The sequence below is a fragment of the Mucilaginibacter sp. UYCu711 genome (assembly GCF_050433825.1).
In the GTDB taxonomy this organism is placed as follows: Bacteria; Bacteroidota; Bacteroidia; order Sphingobacteriales; family Sphingobacteriaceae; genus Mucilaginibacter.
The window spans coordinates 93,586-115,883 of sequence record NZ_JBNPWM010000012.1 but is presented as its reverse complement, the minus strand read 5'-3'; the positions used below and the strand labels follow the sequence as shown (position 1 = coordinate 115,883).

General features: G+C 43.2%; 15 protein-coding genes. 14 read left to right on the top strand and 1 reads right to left on the bottom strand.

What is annotated here, in order from left to right; all coding sequences use genetic code 11:
- Nucleotides 1-38 precede the first annotated feature (38 nt).
- Nucleotides 39-341, top strand: coding sequence for a peptide-methionine (R)-S-oxide reductase (locus ABIB50_RS22950; RefSeq protein WP_429383614.1), 303 nt, complete (start codon nt 39-41; stop codon nt 339-341).
- A gap of 41 nt (nt 342-382) precedes the next feature.
- Here the strand turns inward: ABIB50_RS22950 and rlmN are convergent, their stop codons facing one another.
- Nucleotides 383-1,432, bottom strand: coding sequence for a 23S rRNA (adenine(2503)-C(2))-methyltransferase RlmN (rlmN, locus tag ABIB50_RS22945; RefSeq protein ID WP_429383814.1), 1,050 nt, complete (start codon nt 1,430-1,432; stop codon nt 383-385).
- Nucleotides 1,433-1,559: 127 nt separating this feature from the next.
- Between rlmN and ABIB50_RS22940 the strand changes: the two genes are divergently transcribed.
- The 13 genes from ABIB50_RS22940 to sprA all read left to right on the top strand — a co-directional run bounded on the left by ABIB50_RS22940 (nt 1,560) and on the right by sprA (nt 22,296).
- Entirely contained in the window at nt 1,560-2,738 is a 1,179-nt protein-coding gene (locus tag ABIB50_RS22940) for an amidohydrolase family protein (RefSeq protein WP_429383612.1), read from the top strand.
- 99 nt (nt 2,739-2,837) lie between these two features.
- On the top strand, nt 2,838-3,122 hold the full coding sequence (locus ABIB50_RS22935) for an acylphosphatase (protein WP_429383611.1): 285 nt from the start codon (nt 2,838-2,840) through the stop codon (nt 3,120-3,122).
- A gap of 29 nt (nt 3,123-3,151) precedes the next feature.
- The gene (locus ABIB50_RS22930; RefSeq protein WP_429383610.1) at nt 3,152-4,675 is read left to right on the top strand and encodes a polysaccharide biosynthesis C-terminal domain-containing protein; all 1,524 of its coding nucleotides are present in this window, start codon (nt 3,152-3,154) and stop codon (nt 4,673-4,675) included.
- Between the two features lie 170 nt (nt 4,676-4,845).
- The gene (locus tag ABIB50_RS22925) at nt 4,846-6,477 is read left to right on the top strand and encodes a tetratricopeptide repeat protein (protein WP_429383608.1); all 1,632 of its coding nucleotides are present in this window, start codon (nt 4,846-4,848) and stop codon (nt 6,475-6,477) included.
- Nucleotides 6,455-7,300: a DUF4292 domain-containing protein gene (locus ABIB50_RS22920; RefSeq protein ID WP_429383606.1), complete on the top strand. Its 846-nt coding sequence runs from the start codon at nt 6,455-6,457 to the stop codon at nt 7,298-7,300. The genes ABIB50_RS22925 and ABIB50_RS22920 overlap by 23 nt, the downstream gene beginning before the upstream one ends.
- Nucleotides 7,301-7,302: 2 nt before the next feature.
- A complete protein-coding gene (locus ABIB50_RS22915; protein WP_429383605.1) occupies nt 7,303-8,601 on the top strand; it encodes a murein hydrolase activator EnvC family protein in 1,299 nt (432 codons plus the stop codon).
- Between the two features lie 54 nt (nt 8,602-8,655).
- A complete protein-coding gene (locus ABIB50_RS22910) occupies nt 8,656-9,159 on the top strand; it encodes a Sec-independent protein translocase subunit TatA/TatB (RefSeq protein WP_429383604.1) in 504 nt (167 codons plus the stop codon).
- Between the two features lie 27 nt (nt 9,160-9,186).
- Nucleotides 9,187-9,348 (top strand): Sec-independent protein translocase subunit TatA/TatB, encoded by a 162-nt coding sequence (locus ABIB50_RS22905; RefSeq protein ID WP_429383602.1) that lies wholly within the window; start codon nt 9,187-9,189, stop codon nt 9,346-9,348.
- 80 nt (nt 9,349-9,428) lie between these two features.
- Nucleotides 9,429-10,856 carry an Asp-tRNA(Asn)/Glu-tRNA(Gln) amidotransferase subunit GatA gene (gene gatA / locus ABIB50_RS22900; protein WP_429383601.1) on the top strand — a complete coding sequence of 476 codons (1,428 nt, stop codon included), beginning with the start codon at nt 9,429-9,431 and terminating at the stop codon, nt 10,854-10,856.
- 65 nt (nt 10,857-10,921) lie between these two features.
- The gene (locus ABIB50_RS22895) at nt 10,922-12,157 is read left to right on the top strand and encodes a transglycosylase SLT domain-containing protein (protein ID WP_429383599.1); all 1,236 of its coding nucleotides are present in this window, start codon (nt 10,922-10,924) and stop codon (nt 12,155-12,157) included.
- Nucleotides 12,158-12,256: 99 nt separating this feature from the next.
- Complete coding sequence (locus ABIB50_RS22890; RefSeq protein ID WP_429383598.1) at nt 12,257-14,533, top strand: NADP-dependent malic enzyme; 2,277 nt, start codon at nt 12,257-12,259, stop codon at nt 14,531-14,533.
- An 85-nt stretch (nt 14,534-14,618) separates the two neighbouring features.
- Nucleotides 14,619-15,203 (top strand): Holliday junction branch migration protein RuvA, encoded by a 585-nt coding sequence (gene ruvA, locus ABIB50_RS22885; RefSeq protein ID WP_429383597.1) that lies wholly within the window; start codon nt 14,619-14,621, stop codon nt 15,201-15,203.
- A 190-nt stretch (nt 15,204-15,393) separates the two neighbouring features.
- Nucleotides 15,394-22,296: a cell surface protein SprA gene (sprA, locus tag ABIB50_RS22880; protein WP_429383595.1), complete on the top strand. Its 6,903-nt coding sequence runs from the start codon at nt 15,394-15,396 to the stop codon at nt 22,294-22,296.
- Nucleotides 22,297-22,298 lie beyond the last annotated feature (2 nt).

The following is a 22,298-nucleotide window of genomic DNA, read 5'->3' as shown; positions in this document are numbered from 1 at the left end:
ATACACTTGATGGTAAGTTAATATAAATAAAATGCCAGTTGTTCAATTGGCTGATAATTAACGCCTTAATATTAAAATATGATCTGTATGCTGTATCAGAAGCGTACACCAGTTGTACGGTTATGCTATATAATGGTGATCGAGTTTTTGAGCCGGTACGTAAAAACAGCGTGATCTATAAAACAGATACCTCTTACAATATGGAGCGGATAGAGGTGATCTGCGCCCGCTGCGATTCGCATTTGGGCCATCTGTTTGACGATGGCCCGCCACCAACCCATAAAAGGTTTTGCGTGAATTCTATCGTGATGGATTTTCAGCCGGACGGCCTGAGTAAATAATAATTATATCTCCCTCTCCTTTGGCGAGGGTCTGGTGAGGCTTATTGCCCTTCTTTAATCGCCAGCTGTCCACAGGCGGCATCAATGTCTTTACCGCGGCTGCGGCGCAGGTGGGTGTTTACGCCGTTTTTGCGCAGATGTTCGGCAAAGGCTTCCACTTTATCCTCGCCGGCGTTTATGAAGGCCGCCATTGATATCGGGTTATATTCAATGATATTTACCTTGCAGGGCAGGTGCTTGCAAAAACGTGCCAATTCTTCGGCATCTTCAATATTATCATTAAAACCGTCAAATATGATGTACTCGTAGGTTACCGGGTTCTTGGTTTTGGCGTAATAATATTTCAGGGCCTCGGCCAGTGCTTTTAACGAGTTTTGCTCATTAATAGGCATTATAGTGTTGCGCTTTTCGTCGTTTGCGGCATGTAGTGATAGGGCAAGGTTAAACTTAACGCCATCGTCGCCCAGCTTTTTTATCATTTTAGCTATGCCGGCTGTTGATACCGTTATCCGTTTGGCAGCCATGTTTAGCCCTTCGGGCGAGGTTATTTTCTCAATCGAGTCCATAACGTTCTTATAATTCAGCAATGGTTCGCCCATACCCATGTAAACAATATTGCTTAAAGGGATGTCGTAATTTTCGCGGGCTTGCCTATCAATTAATACAACCTGGTCGTAAATTTCGTCGGGATTTAGGTTGCGTTTGCGCTCCATATATCCTGTAGCACAAAATTTACATGTGAGGCTGCAACCCACTTGTGAAGACACACAAGCGGTCATTCTGCCCGGTGTTGGAATTAAAACGCCCTCAATTAGATGCTTATCATGTAAAATGAAAGAATTTTTTATAGTTTTATCAGCGCTAAACTGTGAATTACTAATTTGTACATTGTTGATGACGAAATTGTCAGCAAGTTTAGTGCGAAGTTCTTTTGAAATATTGCTCATCTCGTCAAACGAAAACGACGATTTTTTCCATAGCCATTCATACACCTGCTTAGCTCTGAAGCCTTTTTCGTCCATTTGGAAAAAATGCTTCTGCAAGGCTTCCAGGCTCAGGCTACGGATATCAATTTTCTCTTTTTCAGCAATCACGCTGCAAAAGTACGAAAAATAAAAAATCTATCTTTTTAAATCATTAAGTTAAAAACAATAACCAAAAGTTAATGTATAATTAAATGGGTTGTTAATGGGGTGAGTAACTTGCAAGTTATAGTAAATGAAAATTTTTAGAGCCGATTACGTTTTTCCTATTAGTGCCGATCCAATTAAAGATGGTGTAGTTACAGTTGATGATTTTGGTAAGATCATTTCAGTCTCAAACCAAATCCCTGCGGATGCAGACCACACAGCTGTACAACACCTAAAGGGTATTATATGCCCCGGATTTATTAACACACACTGCCATATAGAGCTATCGCACCTGCTGGGCAAACCCCCCGAACGCGGCGGACTGGTAAATTTTATAATGGACGTACAGCGGTTACGCGATGCGGACGTTAACGAGATAGAAGCCGCAGCCATTAAGGCCGACGTGGATATGTACGATAACGGCATTGTTGCCGTAGGCGATATATCAAACAGCAACGCTACAGTTGCCCTTAAGGCAAAAAGTAAAATATATTACCACACCTTTGTTGAAACTTTTAGCTTTATACCCGACAGCGCCGAAACAGTTTTTAATAAAGCACTTGCCCTGGTCAATGAGTTTAAACCCCAGCCATGTTCTGTTACACCGCATGCGCCTTACTCAGTATCAAAAGAATTATTTAAACTGATAAAAAAGTATTGCGACAGCAATGCCAATAAAAATCTTATCAGCATACATAACCAGGAGTGCGAGGACGAGAACAAGTTTTACCGCTACAAACTGGGCAGCTTTAATGACCTGTACGCGCAGTTTGGTATTGATATAAGTTATTTTAAACCGCAGGCGCGCAACTCGCTACAATCAGTAATTCCGCTATTAACTGCTAAGCAGGATATATTAATGGTACATAATACCTGCACCAATTTAAAAGATATTTACTTTATAAAACGGTTTGACCGCCGTATCCACTGGTGCTTTTGCCCAAACGCCAATTTATATATAGAGGGCACTTTGCCTAAAATTGAATTGTTTTTAGACCAGGGCTTTAACATTACCCTGGGTACGGATAGCCTTGCATCAAACAATAAGCTTTGTATATTAAGCGAGATGCGTACGCTGCAAGGTAAATTCCCGAACCTGGCTTTAGGCCGCCTTTTAAAGTGGGCCACCATTAACGGCGCAACCTATTTAGGCATCGACAAGGAAAAGGGCTCGCTTGAAGTTGGTAAAACACCGGGCCTGAACCTGGTAACCGGGCTGGATGATTTGAAGATCACTGCTGATACCAAGGTGAGAAGGTTGATATAAGCGCTAAATCCTGCTATATATTCTATAACCATTTAATAGCAATAGGTTTTAAATCTATCGCTATTATTTTGCCTTTTAATTTTTTACTTTTGACTTACTATGAAGCATCTGGATATTACAGTTAAAGGCAAAATACAAGGCGTTTTTTACCGCGCATCAACCAAAGCGGTGGCCGATCAGCTTGGCGTACGAGGCACCATAAAAAATGAGCCTGGCGGCGATGTTGTTATAGAAGCCGAAGGCGAACCCGCCATGCTTGAAATGTTTTTAGACTGGTGTAACGAAGGCCCCCAGGATGCCGAAGTAACGGCTGTTGAAACTAATGAGGGCGAATTAAAAAACTATCGTAATTTTGAAGTATTAAAACGAGGGTTGTCTAAATAACAATCAAAACAACGTTAATACACTAACTATTGTCAACAGCTAAAAAATTTGCCGGGCAAACTGCCATTTACGGGTTAAGTACCATCATCTCCCGGATGATTTTTTTCATTCTTACACCAATTTATACGCGGACGTTGTCAGTAAGTGGTAATGGAATACTCACGGCCTTGTACAGCAATGCTGCCATTATTAATGCGGTATTGGCATTTGGTATGGAAACAACCTATTTCAGGTACCTGCAAAAGCGCGGAGACGATAAACAACAGGTTTACAATAATGCTTTTGGTGCTATCATAGCGGTTTCTATTGTTTTCCTGCTGTTTAGCCTTTTATTTTTAAACGATATTATAACGTATTTGCAGGCTGGCTCTGTTAAAGATCATGCCGACTACGCCTATTACGTAAATAACTTTCTGATAATTTTAGTTGCCGATGCTTTCTGCGTGATACCTTTCGCCAAACTACGCGCCGAAGGACGGTCTGTTAAATACTCGGTAATTAAATGCACAAACATTTTGTTGGTAATGTTTATTAACCTGTTTTTCCTGTTTGGTATCCAATTTATTATCGCTCATAAACTACCGGGCGCCCAATGGATGGCAGGTTGGTACAGGCCAAATTGGGTAGGCTATGTTTTTTTGGCTAATACAATAGCCAGCTTATTAACCATAGTATTGCTATTGCCAGAGGTATTAAAACTAAAACTAAGGTTTGATGGTGCTATGCTAAAGGAGATGTTTACTTACAGCTGGCCGGTATTAATTGCAAACATTTCATTCATAATTAACGAAACGTTAGATAAGGCGATGCTAAAGCACATGTTGCCTCATGCCATCAGCGACCAGGAAGTGGGTATTTATGGAGCTTGCGCTAAGATAGCAGTCTTTTTAAGCGTTTTTGTACAGGCTTTTCGTTTAGGTGCCGAGCCATTCTTTTTCAGCCATTCAAAAAATAAAAATGCCGGCGATACCTACGCGCGGATAATGAATTATTTTGTGATAACAGTGGCGGTAATAACTGTAGCGGTTGTTGCCAACATAAATATACTGGCTGTTTTTATTGTAGGTAAACAAACTCATTTGGTTAATCACCATATTGTTACTAATCCGTATTGGTCTGGGTTGGGGGTGGTGCCCTTATTATTATTTGGCTATTTAAGCCTGGGTATTTACATGAACTTGTCAGTGTGGTATAAATTGTCTGATCAAACTAAGTATGGGCTATATATATCAGGAATAGGCGCTGTGCTAACCATATTATTAAATTGGATATTCATACCCCAATATAGTTACATGGCATCAGCTTGGATATCACTTATCGCCTATGCCAGCATGATGATACTATCCTACCTATGGGGGCAAAAAAATTACCCTATCCCTTACAATTTAAAAAAGAACCTGGCTTATATAATTTCGGCGGTAATATTCGTTTACTTATCTTTCTATGTATTTAACCGCAACATATTTATAGGCAATGCGTTGTTGTTAGTATTCGGGGTTGCGGCTTTGAGTTTCGAGTGGAAGGGTTTAAAAGCTATATTTATTAAAGCATAGCGTGTAGAGTCAACATACAAGAATCAAGAGACAAGAATTTGAAAGCGATAAAAAATATAGATCAATTAAAACACGGGAGCTTACGGTTTGTAACTCTCCTGTTTCTTGCGTCTTGTGTTCTGATTCTTCCCGCGTACGGCCAGGGCCCTAAGCCTGTTAAATCCTCAGGCGTGGATACTGATGCTGTAGAAAATCTTTTCTTCGCGGCACTTAAAGAAAAAACCGTCGAAAATAACACGCAGGCTGTTGATCTTTTCAACAAGATCCTGACGATCGATCCATCAAACGATGCCTCGCTTTATGAATTAGCCAATATCAAAAAAAAACAAAATAAATATACCGAGGCCCAGCCTCTGTTAGAAAGAGCCGTAACCGTTAAACCCGATAACGAATGGTATTGGGCGGCCCTGGCCGACGTTTATGAAAAGAGCAACGATTTGCCTAAGCTGGAGAACGTATTCAACCAGCTGATAAGGTTGAATCCCGATCGTGTTGATTACTATTACGATAAAGCAAATGCGTTTACTTTATTAAGCAAATATGATGAGGCATTAAAAGTTTACGACCAGATAGAACAAATTACGGGTATTAATGACGACCTGATATTGAGCCGTCAGAAAATTTTTTTAAAGCAGGGCAAGGTTGATAAAGCCGCAGCCGGGTTGGAACAAATGATAACCGCCAATCCAACCCAGATAAAGTATTACCGCCTGCTGGCCGAAATTTATAATTCAAACAACGCCGCTGATAAAGCATTTAAGGTATTAGACAAGGCAAAAAGCGTTGACCCTAACGACCCGTTGATCCATTTGGCACTGGCTGATATCTATCGCGAGAAAAAGAATAATGATGCCAGTTTTAAAGAGCTGCAAGCGGCATTTGCGTTGCCAGATCTGAGCATCGACCAAAAAGTAAGGATAGTAGTTGGCTACTTCCCCAAATTTGCCGAGCCTGCCGCACGTGCCGGCGCCCTTGCCAGCGCGCTCCAGTTATGCGAGATCATCATCAGTATCCATCCAACCGAATCCAAAGCCTATGCGCTATATGGCGATGTGCTGGTGCAAAGCGAAAAGTACAACGAAGCAAAGGCCGCCTATGAAAAATCAATAGCGCTGAACGGCCAGATTTACGAAACCCGCGAGCAACTGGTGCGCATCGAGCTAAGTAATAACGATATGGACGGTGTAATACGTGATGGCGAACTGGCCTTATCGTTCTTCCCCAACCAGGGCTGGATGAATTATTATGTAGGCGCTGCCTGGCTGCAAAAAAAGGATTATAAAAAAGCCCTAAGCTATTTAAAAAATACAACCGCGCTGGAGTTCCAGAATAAGGACCTGCTATCATTAAGCTACTCGCAGCTGGGCGATTGTTACCACGCTATGCAGGATATCAAAAATTCTGATAATGCGTATGACAGGGCGTTAAGCTACAACCCGGATAATAAATATACGCTAAACAACTATGCTTATTATTTATCATTAAGAGGCGAGCAGTTGGATAAATCGGCCCAGATGGCAAAACATGCCAACGAGCTGGAAGCCAACAATGCCGCTTTTGAAGATACCTACGCGTGGATACTGTTCAAACAAAAAAAATATAAAGAGGCTAAAGAGTGGATGGAGAAAGCATTGGCCCACAGCAAAAATAAAAGCGCCACGCAAACAGAACATTATGGCGACATCTTGTTTTACTTAGCTGAGCCGGACGCTGCCCTGCAAAACTGGAAAAAAGCCAAAGAGTACGGTGGTAATTCGCCGGCTTTAGATCGGAAGATAAATGAGAAAAAATATATTGAATAAGCTATTAATAGTTTGCTGCCTGTTGGCAATGGTAAGTTGCAAGGCACGTAAAAAGGCAATTGCTACGGCGCCCGCTACAACACCTAGCGCAACAATACAGTCACCGCCCGAAACAGCAAATACGGTTACAATACCAATTACACCGCCCGATTTGAGTACGTTAAAAAGCCAGCTGGCGCTTATTAAAAGCCGGCAGGTAAACTTTAACACATTTAGCGGCAGGGCCACCACCCGGCTGGATGTTAACGGCGACGATAACAATGTTACCTTAAACATCCGTATAAATAAAGGTAAGATGATATGGGTTTCTATTACGGCTTTATTGGGTTTAGAAGTTGCCCGTGCCGTAATCACGCCTGATAGTATCAAGGTTATCAATAAGCTACAGGGTCTTTATCTTAAAAAGCCGTTCGGCTTTATCTATCAATACGCCAGCAGGCAGGTTAATTATAAAACTATCGAAGCTTTATTGGTAGGCAACGCCATGCCCGAAGTTTTGACAGAACGAAGCAGTATAACATCCGACCTTGGTAATGTCACTTTATCCGGTAATTTGGATGAGTTGGTTTACAGCCTTATGCTGGGTACCAATATGCGGGTAACGCAGTTTAATTTATCTAATACAACTGCGGCGCAGGCTTTGCTGGTAAATAACAGTGTGTTTATACAGGCAAGCAACCGGCTGGTGCCATCGCAGATAGATATTCTGTCAACCATCCAGGATAAAAAAATACAGGCTAATTTGCGTTATACCAAGGTTGATTTCGATCAGCAATTAGAATATCCATTCAATATTCCGGAAAGATATACGCCGGCACAATAAAAATGATATTTTTGGACCGGATGAAATTTTTAAAGATAATTTTCTTTTTTATACTTGTTTTTGCAGCGGTAGGCACACGCGCTCAAAGCAGCAACGAGCTTAAAAAGCAGCGCGACAGGATAAACGACGAGTTAGAGCAGCTTAACCGCCAACTGCAGGAAACCCAAAGCAATAAAAAATCTACCTTAAAACAGGTTAGCATATTAAAAGCGCAAATTGCGCTGCGCGAAAAAAAAATAGACGTTATAACCAGCGAGGTTAAAAATCTGGATAATCAAATCTCTGAAAATACCAGCACGGTACACAGTCTTCAAAGCCAGCTTGACCTGCTAAAGAAAAAGTATGCCGATATGGTATTGTTTGCCTATCGAAACCAAAGCGCCTATAATAAGCTGATGTTTATTTTTGCCTCGAAAGATTTTAACCAGGCTTATAAACGCCTTAAATATTTGCAGCAGTTTGCCACTTACCGAGAGCGACAGGCGGCATCTATTGAAGGCAAGCAAAAAGACCTGCATGTTAAAATAGTTGAGTTGGATAAAACCAAGGAACAAAAACATACGTTACTCTTAGACCAGGAGAAGGAAAAAGCAACACTTGGTAAAGAGAAGAACAATCAATCGCAGGTAGCAAAAAACCTTTCAAAGCAGGAAAGGCAGCTAATGAACGCTTACCAGGCTAAAAACAGGGAAAAATCGAGAATAAGCAGGCAAATTGTTAATGCCTTAGTAGAAGAAGCAAGGCGTAAAGCCGAAGAAGAAGCAAGGATAGCGGCGGCAAAAGCCAAAGCAGCAGCGCTGGCAGCAGGTAAAGACAAAGCCGAAGTGGCGGCACCCAAAGCTCCACGTAAAACTAACAGCGAGATTTTAAACTCAACGCCAGAAGCGGCTAAGCTTTCGAGCGACTTTTTGGGTAACAGGGGCAGGTTGCCATGGCCGGTTACCAACGGCGATCTTGCACAGGGATTTGGTACCTACATGACCGAAGGCATCAGGAGCGAAAGTACTGGATGGGATATCCGTACAAATGATGGTGCCGGTGTAAGGGCTGTTTTTGATGGCACTGTATCAACAGTGCGAAACGTATTGGGTACCTGGCTGATAATTATAAAACACGGGGAGTACCTAACGGTTTATGGTAACCTGAAATCAACGTCGGTATCAGTGGGCCAAAAGGTAAGTACCAAACAAAATATAGGTGTCGTAGCTACAGATGTGTCTGTTGGCGAAACACAGGTACACTTTGAATTATATAAAGCCGGCACCCCCGTTGATCCTAAAAACTGGCTGGCCGACAGGTAATTTGGTTTTGTGATACTTTAATTGTTTATATTTGTAACTTTAATAAAAGAGGATATGTTTAGTTCAGTTTTTTTGTTTTTTGAGTTTAGTGCGCCAGAAATAATGCTCATATTATTTGTGACATTATTGCTGTTTGGTGGAGATAAGTTACCGGGCCTTGCAAAAGGTTTAGGTAAAGGTATTCGCGATTTCAAAGATGCGTCAGAGGGTGTTAAGCGTGAGATAAACAACCAGATAGATAACTACGATAAAAAGAAGGAGGAACCTGTTAAAGCAGAAGAACCTCCTTTAATTGCCGAGCACTCAACAGATAACGCTGATGGCAAAGCGGAAGAAACACCAGTTGCAGGTGGCGTTGCCGGTACCATCCCGGCAGGCGAAAGCCATGTTGCTACAGACCATATAGCGCATTATGACGGAACGCCTGAAAGTGATCCCGATCTTTATAACCATTATAATGGCATAACAGAAAGCCATGAGCCTGAGGTACAGGTAACACATAAATCTGAAACCCCGATACCTCATGCGCCCGAAGCTGACAAAACAACCAAAGAATAATATAAACTGATTATTAAAAATAGAATCATGGGATTAGAAGGGCCTACCGTACTCATCATCTTTGTAATAGTATTACTATTATTTGGTGGTAAAAAAATACCCGAATTAATGAAAGGTTTGGGCAAAGGCGTAAAAGAGTTTAAAGACTCGCAAAATCCAGATAAAGACGAGGAAAAACCTAAAGTTTAGTGTTCGATATTATTACTTATAATAACTTATCTGTTGAAATTAATTTCGGTTTCAACGGATAAGTTTTTTATTTTCGGCCCATGAGTAAATTTTATTCCTCTTTAAGTGAGATAAAGAGTGGGTTACAAAGCAGTGAAATTACTGTTGAGGGGTTGGTAAAGAACTATCTGAGCCAAATAGAACAGAATGCTCATTTAAATGCTTTTAACGAAGTATTTGCCCAGGAAGCATTACAACATGCACAGGATCTTGATAATCGCCTAAAACAAGGCAAAACCGGCAAACTGGCCGGTATGGTTATCGCTATAAAGGATAACATCTGTTATAAAGACCATAAGGTAAGCGCTTCATCCAAGATATTAGCAGGTTTCCAATCTATTTACTCAGCAACCATTGTCGAGCGTTTGCTGGCAGAAGATGCCATTATTATAGGCCGTTGCAATTGCGACGAGTTTGCCATGGGTGCATCCAACGAATCATCATATTACGGCCCGGTAAAAAACTATGCCGATGAAACCAAGGTGTCAGGCGGCTCATCGGGCGGCTCGGCTGTAGCGGTACAGGCCAACATGTGCCATGCGGCTATCGGTACAGATACCGGCGGTTCCGTTCGGCAGCCAGCAGCTTTTTGCGGTGTAATAGGCTTAAAGCCCACCTATGGGCGTGTATCAAGGCATGGTTTAATTGCCTATGCATCGTCATTCGACCAAGCGGGGCCAATAACCCGGTCGGTAGAAGATGCCGCTTTGCTTTTAGAAGTAATGGCTGGCGCGGATGATTATGATAGCACCACGGCCCAAAAACCAGTTCCGGCCTATGCCGCCGATCTGAAAAAATCGACAGAAAAAAAGAAAATAGCTTACCTGCAGGAATCCATATCAAGCCCGGGTGTTGATGCCGAAGTAAAAAGCAACCTGATACAAGCTATTGATAAACTACGTGCCGAAGGGCATACGGTTAAACCTATTGCGTTTGAATATTTAGATTATTTAGTGCCGGCCTATTACATTTTAGTAACTGCCGAAGCTTCGTCAAACCTGGCACGTTTTGATGGTGTACACTATGGCTATCGCAGCCCCGCGGCTACCGATTTGGTTACTACCTACAAAAAATCACGGTCTGAAGGTTTTGGAAAAGAAGTAAAGCGCCGTATTATGCTGGGTACGTTTGTACTAAGCGCGGGTTATTATGATGCTTACTACGCCAAAGCGCAAAAAGTACGCAGGCTGATCCAGGAAAAAACGGATATGATATTTGAAGAGTATGATTTTATACTGATGCCAACAGCGCCCGAGCCTGCCTACAGTATAGGTAAGCAGGAAACCGACCCGGTGGTGAGTTACCTGGCTGATATTTTTACGGTGCAGGCATCGTTAACCGGATCGCCGGCAATTTCAATACCCACAGGCAATAATAATAACGGATTACCGTTAGCATTACAATTATTAGCCAAACGGTTTAACGAACAAGAATTATTGAATTTCTCCAAATATTTCATGGAACTTTAAAAATTTAATATATTAGTAAAACTTTTTTGCTTTAAAAGCGTATACGTGCTTCCTAACACAAACTAATGAAGAGAATTTTAACTTTTGCCGCCTTACTCTTATCACTGCAAATTGTAAAAGCTCATTCCTTACCAATTGAGGATTCTGCCCGCTTAATGCGTGGCAATTTTTCACAAAAAAAATTACGCGATACAGTATTAATTGCACCTGTCGGTGCTTATTCGGGGTCGATATTTAAGCTTCGGTTGGATTCTATCCAAAGAGAAGTACCGTTGGTTTATAACGAATATGTTCAGGAATACATTGACCTTTATATGCGCCACCGGGATGAGATGAGCCATGTAATGGGCCTGTCAAAATACTACTTCCCAATTTATGAGAAGATCTTTCATGATGCTGGCATCCCAACAGAAATTAAATACTTGTCAATAGTTGAATCAAAGCTTGACCCTAACGCGGTATCAAGAGTTGGCGCAACCGGCCTATGGCAGTTTATGGCGCAAACCGCAAAAATGTACGGGTTAAACATGACCGAATACGTAGATGACCGCCGCGATCCTATTCAGGCCAGCTACGCAGCAGCAGCTTATTTAAAAGATGCTTACCAGGAGTTTGGCGATTGGTTGTTAGCCATAGCATCATACAATTGCGGTAAAAGTAATGTGGAGCATGCTATTGAAAAAGCAGGAGTAGTAGATTTTTGGGCAATCCGCCAGTATCTGCCTATGGAAACAAGGAGTTATGTGCCGGCTTATATCGCTATGTCATACGTAATGAATTATGGCGGTAAGCATAATATAACTCCCGACAACTGGAATTTTAACGCCCGGATAGATACAGTTATGGTTGATCGGTTTATCGGCCTTGATAACGTTGCCCGTGCACTAAGCATCAACCTTAGCGATCTTGCATTGTTAAACCCGGGTTATAAAAGACAGATAGTAAACGGAACAAAAGCGTTGCCGCGCCGTTTGATCATCCCGCGTACCGAGCAAAGGAATTATACTGCGTTATATAACGTTTTAAATAATATTACACCAACAGTGCAGCCTATGCAGGCAGCGGTGGTAGACCACCCGGTTAACCTGGAAACTACTGCAGCAATGGTTGCTGCAAAACCGGCCGTACAAAAAGCGCCCGATTTTTATACAACCAAAGAAGGTGATACCTTAGAAACCATAGCCGACAGTTACGGCCTCGATGTACGCGAGATAAAAGCCTGGAACCGTTTGCAAACCAGCAAGGTTATTGCCGGAAAAAAACTAAAGCTTAATCCGTTTGCTAAGGCAAACAGGGGATAAGGCGATTAAACGAATAAAGGCCCGGTTTTGACTCTCAAAAGCCGGGCTTTTTTTATACCCCTTAAAAAAAAGCATTAACTTTGGGGCTTTATACAGATCATGGACAAATCTAACCGTAAACAGGACGCGCTTAATTATCACTCAAAAGGTCGCCCGGGAAAAATACAAGTAGTACCTACCAAGCCAACCAATTCGCAGCGCGATTTAACAATGGCTTACTCGCCGGGTGTTGCCGAGCCATGTTTACGCATTGCCGAAAATGTTGACGATGTTTACAAGTATACCGCTAAGGGTAACCTGGTTGGTGTAATAAGTAATGGCACGGCCGTATTAGGTTTAGGCAATATCGGCCCCGAGGCCAGCAAGCCGGTTATGGAAGGCAAGGGCCTGCTGTTTAAGATCTATGCCGATATTGATGTGTTTGACCTTGAGCTCAATGTTAAAACGGTTGATGAGTTTGTGGCAATAGTAAAGGCGCTTGAGCCAACCTTCGGCGGGATAAACCTGGAAGATATCTCGGCACCAACTTGTTTCGAGATAGAGCGCAGGCTGAAGGCCGAAATGAAGATCCCCGTTATGCACGACGACCAGCATGGTACGGCTATCATATCGGGTGCAGCGCTGCTTAATGCCTGCGAGATCCAGGGCAAAAAGCTCGACAAAATTAAAATGGTAATTAATGGTGCAGGTGCTGCCGCGGTATCCTGCTCAAAAATATATCTGTCGCTGGGTGTTAAAAAAGAGAACCTGGTGATGTTTGACATCAACGGGCTCATAACGCCAACACGTACCGACCTTGACGAAATGCGCCTGCAGTTTGCTACAGAGCGTAAAGGAATAGATACACTTATAGATGCGATGAAGGGCGCCGATGTTTTCATCGGCCTATCGGCCGGGAATGTGGTTACACCGGATATGTTAAAGGGTATGGCTAAAAACCCAATCGTGTTTGCCATGGCTAACCCCGAACCAGAAATAGCCTATGACCTGGCTATAACATCCCGTAAGGATATCATTATCGCCACCGGCCGGTCTGACTTCCCGAACCAGGTAAATAACGTGCTGGGGTTCCCGTATATCTTCAGGGGCGCGCTGGATGTTAGGGCAAGCGCTATTAATGAAGAAATGAAGCTGGCCGCGGTACACGCCATAGCAGGCATTGCCAAAAAGCCAGTGCCTGAAGCTGTTAACCTGGCTTACAATGCCAAGAACCTGAAATTTGGCCGCGATTATATTATCCCCAAGCCAATGGATCAAAGGTTGATAACCGAGGTTTCATCGGCAGTTGCTAAGGCGGCTATCGAGTCGGGAGTTGCCCGTAAGGTAATTACCGATTGGGACGCGTATACGGAAGAACTGAGATCTAGAATTGGTGATGACGACCGCCTGTTGCGTAACATCACCAACACAGCTAAGAGCAACCCTAAACGCGTTGTTTTTGCTGACGCAGATAACTACAAGATATTACGCGCCGCCCAAATTGTTAAAGACGAATGTATTGCAACCCCAATTTTATTGGGCGATGTAGAAAAGATAAAGCAAATTATAAAGGAACACGACCTGGAGCTGGGCGAAGTAGAAATTATCGATCCGCACTTAGGGGCAGAGAACTGCGAGAAATACGCACAGTATTATTTTAAAAAGCGCCAGCGTCGGGGTATTACCCTGTTTGAGGCACGCAAGCTGATGACTGATTCAAACTACTACGGCTCGTGTATGGTGCAGTTTGGCGAAGCTGACGCACTAATCTCCGGTTTGAGTAAAAACTATGCCACTACTGTTAAGCCGGCATTACAGATCATTGGTACCGAGGAAGGCGTTAGCCGGGTAGCCGGTATGTATTTAATGCTTACCGCCAAGGGCCCTGTATTTTTTGGCGATACCACGGTAAACGTAAACCCAACAGTTGATGAACTGGTGGATATTACCGTATTGATAGAGCGGTCTGTAAAGCGATTTAACATACAACCAAGGGTTGCTATATTATCCTATTCTAACTTTGGATCCAATGAAGGTCCGGTACCCGAAGGTACCCGCGAAACGGTGCGTATACTGCATGAAAAATATCCAGAGATGATCGTCGATGGTGATATGCAAGCCAACTTTGCTTTGAATGCTGATCTGTTGGCTGATAACTTTCCGTTCTCCACCCTAAAAGGCAAGGCGGCTAATACACTGATATTCCCTAACCTGGAATCGGGTAACATCGCTTACAAGCTTTTACAGGAAATAGGCAGCGCCGAAGCTGTTGGTCCGATATTGCTGGGACTAAAAAAACCGGTGCACGTGTTGCAGTTAGATAGCTCGGTACGCGAGATCGTAAACATGGTAACCATAGCCGTTGTTGATGCACAAGCGAAGGCAACTAATAAATAATTAGGGAACAGAGATTAGTGAATAGTAAAACAGTAGAATGCTAACACCTTTAACCTTTCGCCTTTTACCTTTAACCTAAAATAAAATGTACGCTTATATTGATGGCAAATTAATTTTTAAAAGCCCTGCTTATGTAGTTATTGATGCCGGCGGTGTGGGCTATCATATCAATATATCATTAAATACTTATTCCTTGTTAGGCGACGCTGAACGATGTAAGCTATTTACCTGGCTACATGTTAAAGAAGACGCGCATACCCTATACGGTTTTGCCGATGAAGGCGAGCGCAGGTTGTTTCTGCATCTGATATCTATATCGGGCATTGGGCCAAACACCGGCAGGATGATGTTATCGTCAATAACCCCGCTTGAGATACAAACAGCAATTATTAATGGTAACGTATCGTTAATACAAAGGATAAAAGGAATAGGCCCAAAATCGGCACAAAGAGTTATCCTAGAGCTCCAGGATAAATTGCGTAAAGAAGGATCAGAAACATTAAATACTACCCCTATTATAAAATCCGTTAGAGACGAGGCGCTTGCAGCGTTGGTTATGTTAGGATTTGCCCGTAACGCTGCCGAAAAAGTACTGGAACAAGAAATAAATAAAAACGGCGGATCATTAACTGTAGAACAGCTAATAAAATTCGCCTTAAAAAGTTTATAATTACGTGGGATTATAGTTGTTGCATGTGATAGGAAATTTTACTTATAAATTTCTTCCGGGGTTACTTTTTATAGCTGCATTTTGCGGGTTGGGGTCTGCCGTTGCTCAACAAAGGCCTGCAAGTCCGCCTAAAAAAGATACCGTAAAAGTTACTGCCCCCTTTAAGCGAACACAATCAAATAACGCCTTAATGCGACAGGGGATTTTTGATCCCGTTCCGTTTGGCGTAACACGCACCGTTGAATATGATGCTCTAAGCAACCGTTATGTGCTTTATGAACGGGTGGGTAATTTACTATACCGTGCGCCGGTTTATCTTTCCTTTAATGAGTATTTATACCTGAAACAGCGCGAAGAAAACCGCGACTATTTTAAAAAACTTGCCGATAACTATTCGTACCAGCAAACGCAGCCCGGGTTTATACCGCAAATAAATGTACATAACCAAACCTTTGAGCGAATATTTGGCAGTTCGATAATTGATATCAAACCACGTGGGTCGGCCGAAGCAATATTATCGGGACAAATAAACAGCAACGAAAATCCGCTGTTTAATACCAGACAACGTAAGCAGTATAACTTCAATTTCGATCAGCATATCCAGCTTAACTTAACAGGTAATATCGGCGATAAATTAAAGATATCAACCGATTATAATACCGATGCGCAGTTCCAGTTTGATAACCAGGTAAAGCTTGACTACCTGGGCCACCCGGACGAGATCATCCAGGAAATACAGGCCGGTACAGTCAGTATGCCGTTAAACACGTCATTAATAACCGGCACGCAGGCGCTGTTCGGTTTAAAAACCAAGCTTAAATTTGGTAAGCTTGATGTCACGTCGATCTTTTCGCAACAGCGCTCGCAATCAAAAAATATCACCATTACCAGTCAGGGGCAACAAAACAGCTTCTCAGCGCTGGCATCAGATTACGAAGCCAACAAACACTATTTCTTATCGCAGTTTTTCCGTAATAACTATAATAAAGCGCTGGCTAATATTCCACTTATCAGCTCAAATATTAATATTACCAAAATTGAGGTATGGACTACCAACCGAACTAACGCCACTACTGATTCGCGCGACGTAGTAGGTTTATTGGATCTGGGTGAAAACGCGCCCTATAATACAGCGCAAATACAAGGTGGCGCGGGTTTTTCGGGCCTGCCTGCCGGCTTCCGGGGGCCGGGTTTTCCAGATCAATCCAATAATTTATTAAGTAATTTGCCGGCAAACGCGCGCTTAACCAATGATGCGTCTAACTCGCTTATTGGCTATTTTGCTAACAATGGCGGCACAGACAATTTTGCCAAATTAACCTATGCCCGCAAGCTGACGCTTAACAAGGAGTACACACTGCATTCGCAATTAGGTTATATCTCCCTTAATTATCCATTAAATAACGACGAGGTGTTGGCCGTAGCGTATCAATACACCTATAACGGCAAACAATACCAGGTGGGTGAATTCTCGAGCGATATACCGGTGAGCCCCGCTGCGCCTAAAGTGCTCTATTTAAAATTGCTAAAAAATACCTTGCTAAAAACCAGCCTGCCAACCTGGAAGCTGATGATGAAAAACATTTATTCGCTAAATGCTTTCCAGGTTAGTTCCACCAATTTTAGGTTGACGGTTGCACGCCTGGATGATAAATCAGGAATTGATAAACCCGTTATGGATGAGGGGCAGAACACTAAAACCAAGCTCTGGCTCAAACTAACTGGGTTGGATAATCTAAATCAGCAGGGCGAAAAGCAATCAGACGGGTACTTTGACTTTTTAGAGGGGGTGACGATCGATTCACAAAATGGCCGGATCGTTTTCCCCGTGCTTGAACCATTTGGGTCTGACCTGGCCAGGCAGTTCACGCCCGGCGAAACGGACCTCAGGGACAGGTATGTATATCAGCAATTATATGATTCGACCAAAACAGTAGCACAACAGTTTTTTCCAAAACTAAACCGATATACCATTAAAGGTACCTATACCGCGCAGGGTGGCGGTGGCTCATACCAGTTAAATGCTATCAATATTCCGCAGGGATCAGTAACCGTATCAGCAGGGGCCACAAAACTGGTTGAGGGTACTGATTATACCATAGACTATAACGCGGGGCGGCTTAACGTAATTAATACCGCTATACTTTCGTCGGGCCAGCCTATTGATGTGCATTTGGAAAACAACGAGCTTTTTGGTGTGCAGCAAAAATCATTGTACGGCTCAAGATTCGATTATAGGTACAGCCCTAAACTTGCCCTGGGCGCTACCGTATTGCACCTTACAGAACAGCCTATATCGCAAAATGAGGCCATAGGGCAGGAGTCGATATCAAATACCATCTGGGGCTTTGATGTCAATTATGCTTCCGATTCCCGATTTTTGACACGGTTGGTTGATAAAATACCTTTTATTCATACAAAAGCCCCGTCATCAGTAACGCTTAGCGGCGAGTTTGCACAATTGTTGCCGGGCAGCCCAAGTGTTTTAAACTATGCCGGATCAAAAAACGGAACATCCTACCTTGATGACTTCGAGAACAGCCAATCAGTAATCGATGTTAAAAGTGCCAATACCTGGCAGATCTCGGCCACGCCGCAATTATTCCCCGAATCGCAATTATATAATAACCTGAGCTATGGTTTTAACCGTGCGCGGCTGGCCTTTTACAATATCGACCCTATATTTTATACCAATACCGGCACAACAAGCGTTACGCGTAGCCAGTTGTCAAATCATTACGCAAGACAGATCCTGCAAACAGAGGTATTCCCGTATAAGCAATCTGTTACCGGGCAACCATTAAGCATATCAACGCTTGACCTTGCATTTTACCCAACTGTGCGGGGGCCTTATAATTATACCACAACCGGTATTAACCTGGATGGTACCCTACAAAACCCAAACTCGCGCTGGGGCGGTATTTACCGCGGGATCTCTACTAACGATTTCCAGGCATTGAATGTAGAGTACATAGAGTTTTGGGTGATGGATCCTTTTATCTACAAAAAGAATTCGGCTGGTGGCGATCTGTATTTTAACCTGGGCAGTACATCGGAAGATGTATTGAAGGACGGGCGTAAAGGTTTGGAAAACGGCCTGCCTGTTAATGGCGACCTGAGTACGGTAGATACAACTGCCTGGGGCAGGGTGCCAAAAGCACAGCCTGTTGTTAATGCTTTTGACAGCAACCCGTCATCGCGTGTATTGCAGGATGTGGGCCTTGACGGTTTAAGCGATGCTGATGAGCAGGCAAAATTTGCACCAGCCGTTGCAAAGATAAAAGGCGTATTAAACGCGCAGGCTGCAAATGCTTTTGCTAATGACCCATCGTCTGATGATTACCAATACTACCTTGGCCCTGACCAGGATGCTGCAAGGGCCGATATATTAAAACGATACAGCAAGTATAACGGTAACGAAAGTAACTCCAAAACTGCCGAGCAATCGCAGGCACAGCTGGGGCTGCAAACATCAGCCAATACTTCATTGCCCGATGGTGAGGATATTGACCGTGATAACAATATGAGCCAGGACGACCAGTATTTTCAATACAAGGTATCCATGCGCCCGCAGGACCTGGTTGTGGGGCAAAACTTTGTTAATGATAAAATAACATCTGATGTTAAGCTGGCCGATGGTACTACGCAACCAGTTACCTGGTACCAGTTTAGGGTGCCTATAACTGCTTATCAATCGGCCGTTGGCGGCATCCAGGATTTTAAGGCTATACGGTACATGCGGATGTTCATGACCAGCTTTGCCGACAGCGCGGTGCTGCGCTTTGCAACCCTGCAATTGGTACGCGGCGATTGGCGAGCCTACAACTCCGAAAAAAATCCGATGAATGTTATTGCCGACCCTGCTATTACCAACCCGCCGCTTGATAATTCCGTATTGAATGTTGAGGCTGTTAATATCGAGGAGAATGGCAAGCGTGTACCTATACCGTATGTGGTGCCACCCGGTATTAACCGCCAGCGCGATTACAATAACCTGCAAAGCAATACGCAGTTAAATGAGCAATCGCTGTCATTAAACGTTACCAATTTAACAGATGGCTACTCAAAAGCAGCATTTAAAACTTTTTATAACGATTTGCGCAAGTACAAACACCTGCAAATGTTTATACACGCCGAAGCAAATCAAAGCCCGCTAAAAGATAATGATGTAAGCGCGTTTGTGCGTTTAGGCGCTGATTACAAGGATAACTATTACGAGTACGAGATCCCATTGACGGTTACGCAGCCCAATACGTCGAACGAAAATTCGATCTGGCCGGACGCGAATGCACTGGATATTGAATTATCGGTATTAACCGATGCAAAAATTGCACGGAACAACGCCAAGTTTAATGGGTTACCATGGCCGATAAATAAGCCATTTACCTTTACCAGTGGCCGCAACAGGATAACGATTATGGGTGTACCAGATCTGAGCCGTTTACGAACGATAATGCTGGGGATACGAAATCCGTACAGAAATAATTCACCTCCAGGCGTTGATGATGGGCTAACTAAAGCAGCGATTGTTTGGTTTGATGAATTGCGATTAACTGATTTTGATAACCGTGGTGGTTGGGCCGCTGTGGCGCGTGCTGATTTTAAATTAGCCGATTTTGCAAATATTACCGTATCCGGAAATAAAAGTACTGCCGGGTTTGGCGCGCTCGACTCGAAGATGGAGGACAGGCAATTAACCAATAACCAAGGCTATGATGTATCGGCAAGTATGGACATGGGGCGCTTTTTACCAGCTAAAAGTGGTATCAAGATCCCAACTTATGTAAACGTATCCAACCAGACTAATACACCGCAGTATGACCCGGCGCAGTCAGATATCCTGTTAAAGCAAACATTGGCCGGGGCGACATCAACTAGACAGCGCGACTCTATAAAAACTGCTGCCGAGGATTATACCATGCGCAAAAGCATCAACTTTACCGATGTGCATAAAGAACGCGTAAATACAACGAAACCTGTGCGCGTGTATGATGTAGAGAATTTGCATGCCAGCTATGCTTATACAGAGTATGTGCACCATGATTTTACCACCGAAAGCGATCTTCAAAAAACTTATCGGTTAGAGTTTGCTTACAACTATGCTACTGAGCCTAAGTACATTAATCCGTTTGAGAAGATCATTAAAAATAATGTGCTGGCGCTGATACGGGATATCAATTTTAGCCTTGCACCAACCCGGTTAAACTTCAATATTAATTTTAACCGTTTTTATTCAGAAAATTCGCCGCGTAATAATGACGCGGCTAACCCTGTATTTATCCCAACCAGCTATAATAAAAACTTTAACATTATCCGCACTTATGGTGCCGGCTGGAAACTTACCAAATCATTAAAATTGGATATTGATGCTACCAACCTAGCGGTAGTTGATGAGCCTTATGGCCGTTTGGATGGATTAAAAATTGATACGCTGTGGCGAAACATACGCAAACTGGGCCGTACCACAAATTACAACCACACGCTTGACCTGACTTATGCCGTACCAATAAATAAAATACCGTATATGGATTGGGCGACGCTGAACAGCCGTTATACCACGCATTTTACCTGGCAGGCCGCCCCCGAGTTTGCTATTAATAACCCGCAGTTTAACGTGGGTAACAGTATACAAAACGCACGCACTATACAGCTTGACCCGGCTGTTGACTTTACCCGGCTGTACAGCAGGTTTGCTTTTTTAAGGGATGGAGCCGATCCAAAAAGCAGCGCGTTTACCAGATTGATTGTAGGATTTATAACCAGTATTAAAGGTGCCAGTGCCAACTATTCGCGTACGGACGGTACGTTTTTACCGGGGTACTTGCCGCAATCCAATTTATTTGGCGAGGACCTGAGTTACGACGCGCCGGGGATCGGATTTTTGTTGGGCAGTCAGGCTGATATCCGTAATAAAGCAATCAACAATAACTGGATCTCAAGAGATACCCTGCAAAATCAGCTTTACTTACAAACCATTAAGGAGGACCTGCAATTGAGGGCAAGCGTTGACCCAACACCTGATCTGCGGATCCAATTAACCGCCTTTAAATCGCAGGACCGTACTTACCAAACTAATTTTAAATTTTTAAGCAGCAGCGGCAATTTCGAAAACCTGGCACCATCAACTACGGGGAATTATAGTATATCTTATTTTTCGCTGGCTACGGCTTTTTCAAAAGAGAGCGGGGTTAACAATACATCAGTACCCTTCCAGAAGTTCCTGGATAACCGGGCCGAAATATCAAAACGGTTAGGCAGGAACAATCCAAACTCGGGCGGAGTGGGGGCAGGCGGGTTTGCCGATGGTTATGGGCCAAACTCGCAAAATGTGCTGGTGCCGGCTTTCCTGGCAGCTTATACCGGTAAGGACGTGTCGGGTGCAAACCTTACGCAATTTCCAAGCATCCCTATCCCTAACTGGCGCGTAAAGTATACCGGCCTTAGCCATCTGCCTTTTTTCCAGGACCTGTTTGAATCCTTTGATATCGATCATGAATACAGGTCTTCCTACTTAGTAAGTGGTTATAATACTTTATTGCAGTACAATGAAATCAACGGCGCATCAAGCGCAAGGGATGTAAATAATGATTTCCTGCCGCGATACCAGTTTTCGCAGATAAGTATATTGGAGCAATTTGTACCGCTGATAGGTATCACTGTAAGGTTTAAAAATAACGTCACCACAAACGTGGAATACCGCCAAACCCGCGATTTGAACCTTAGTTTACTGAACAGCCAGCTTACCCAGTTAAACACCCGCGTTATTGGTTTTGGCTTTGGGTACCGGACAAAAAACTTCAGGTTCCCGTTCGGGCTGTTTAATAACCTGATATTAAAAAATGATCTGAATTTTAAATTGGACTTTGCGCTGCGCGATAATAAGACGTTGATATACCAGGCAGACGTTACAGCCGCGCAAATACTATCGGGAGCGCAAAATATTACTTATCGCCCGGCAATTGATTATACCATTAGCGAACGCTTTATTCTGAATATATTTTACGATACCAACATGACCAAGCCGTATACCTCGCAGTCTTTCAATACCTCGTTTACCAATTTTGGGTTTAATTTGAAACTATTGTTGCAGTAAAG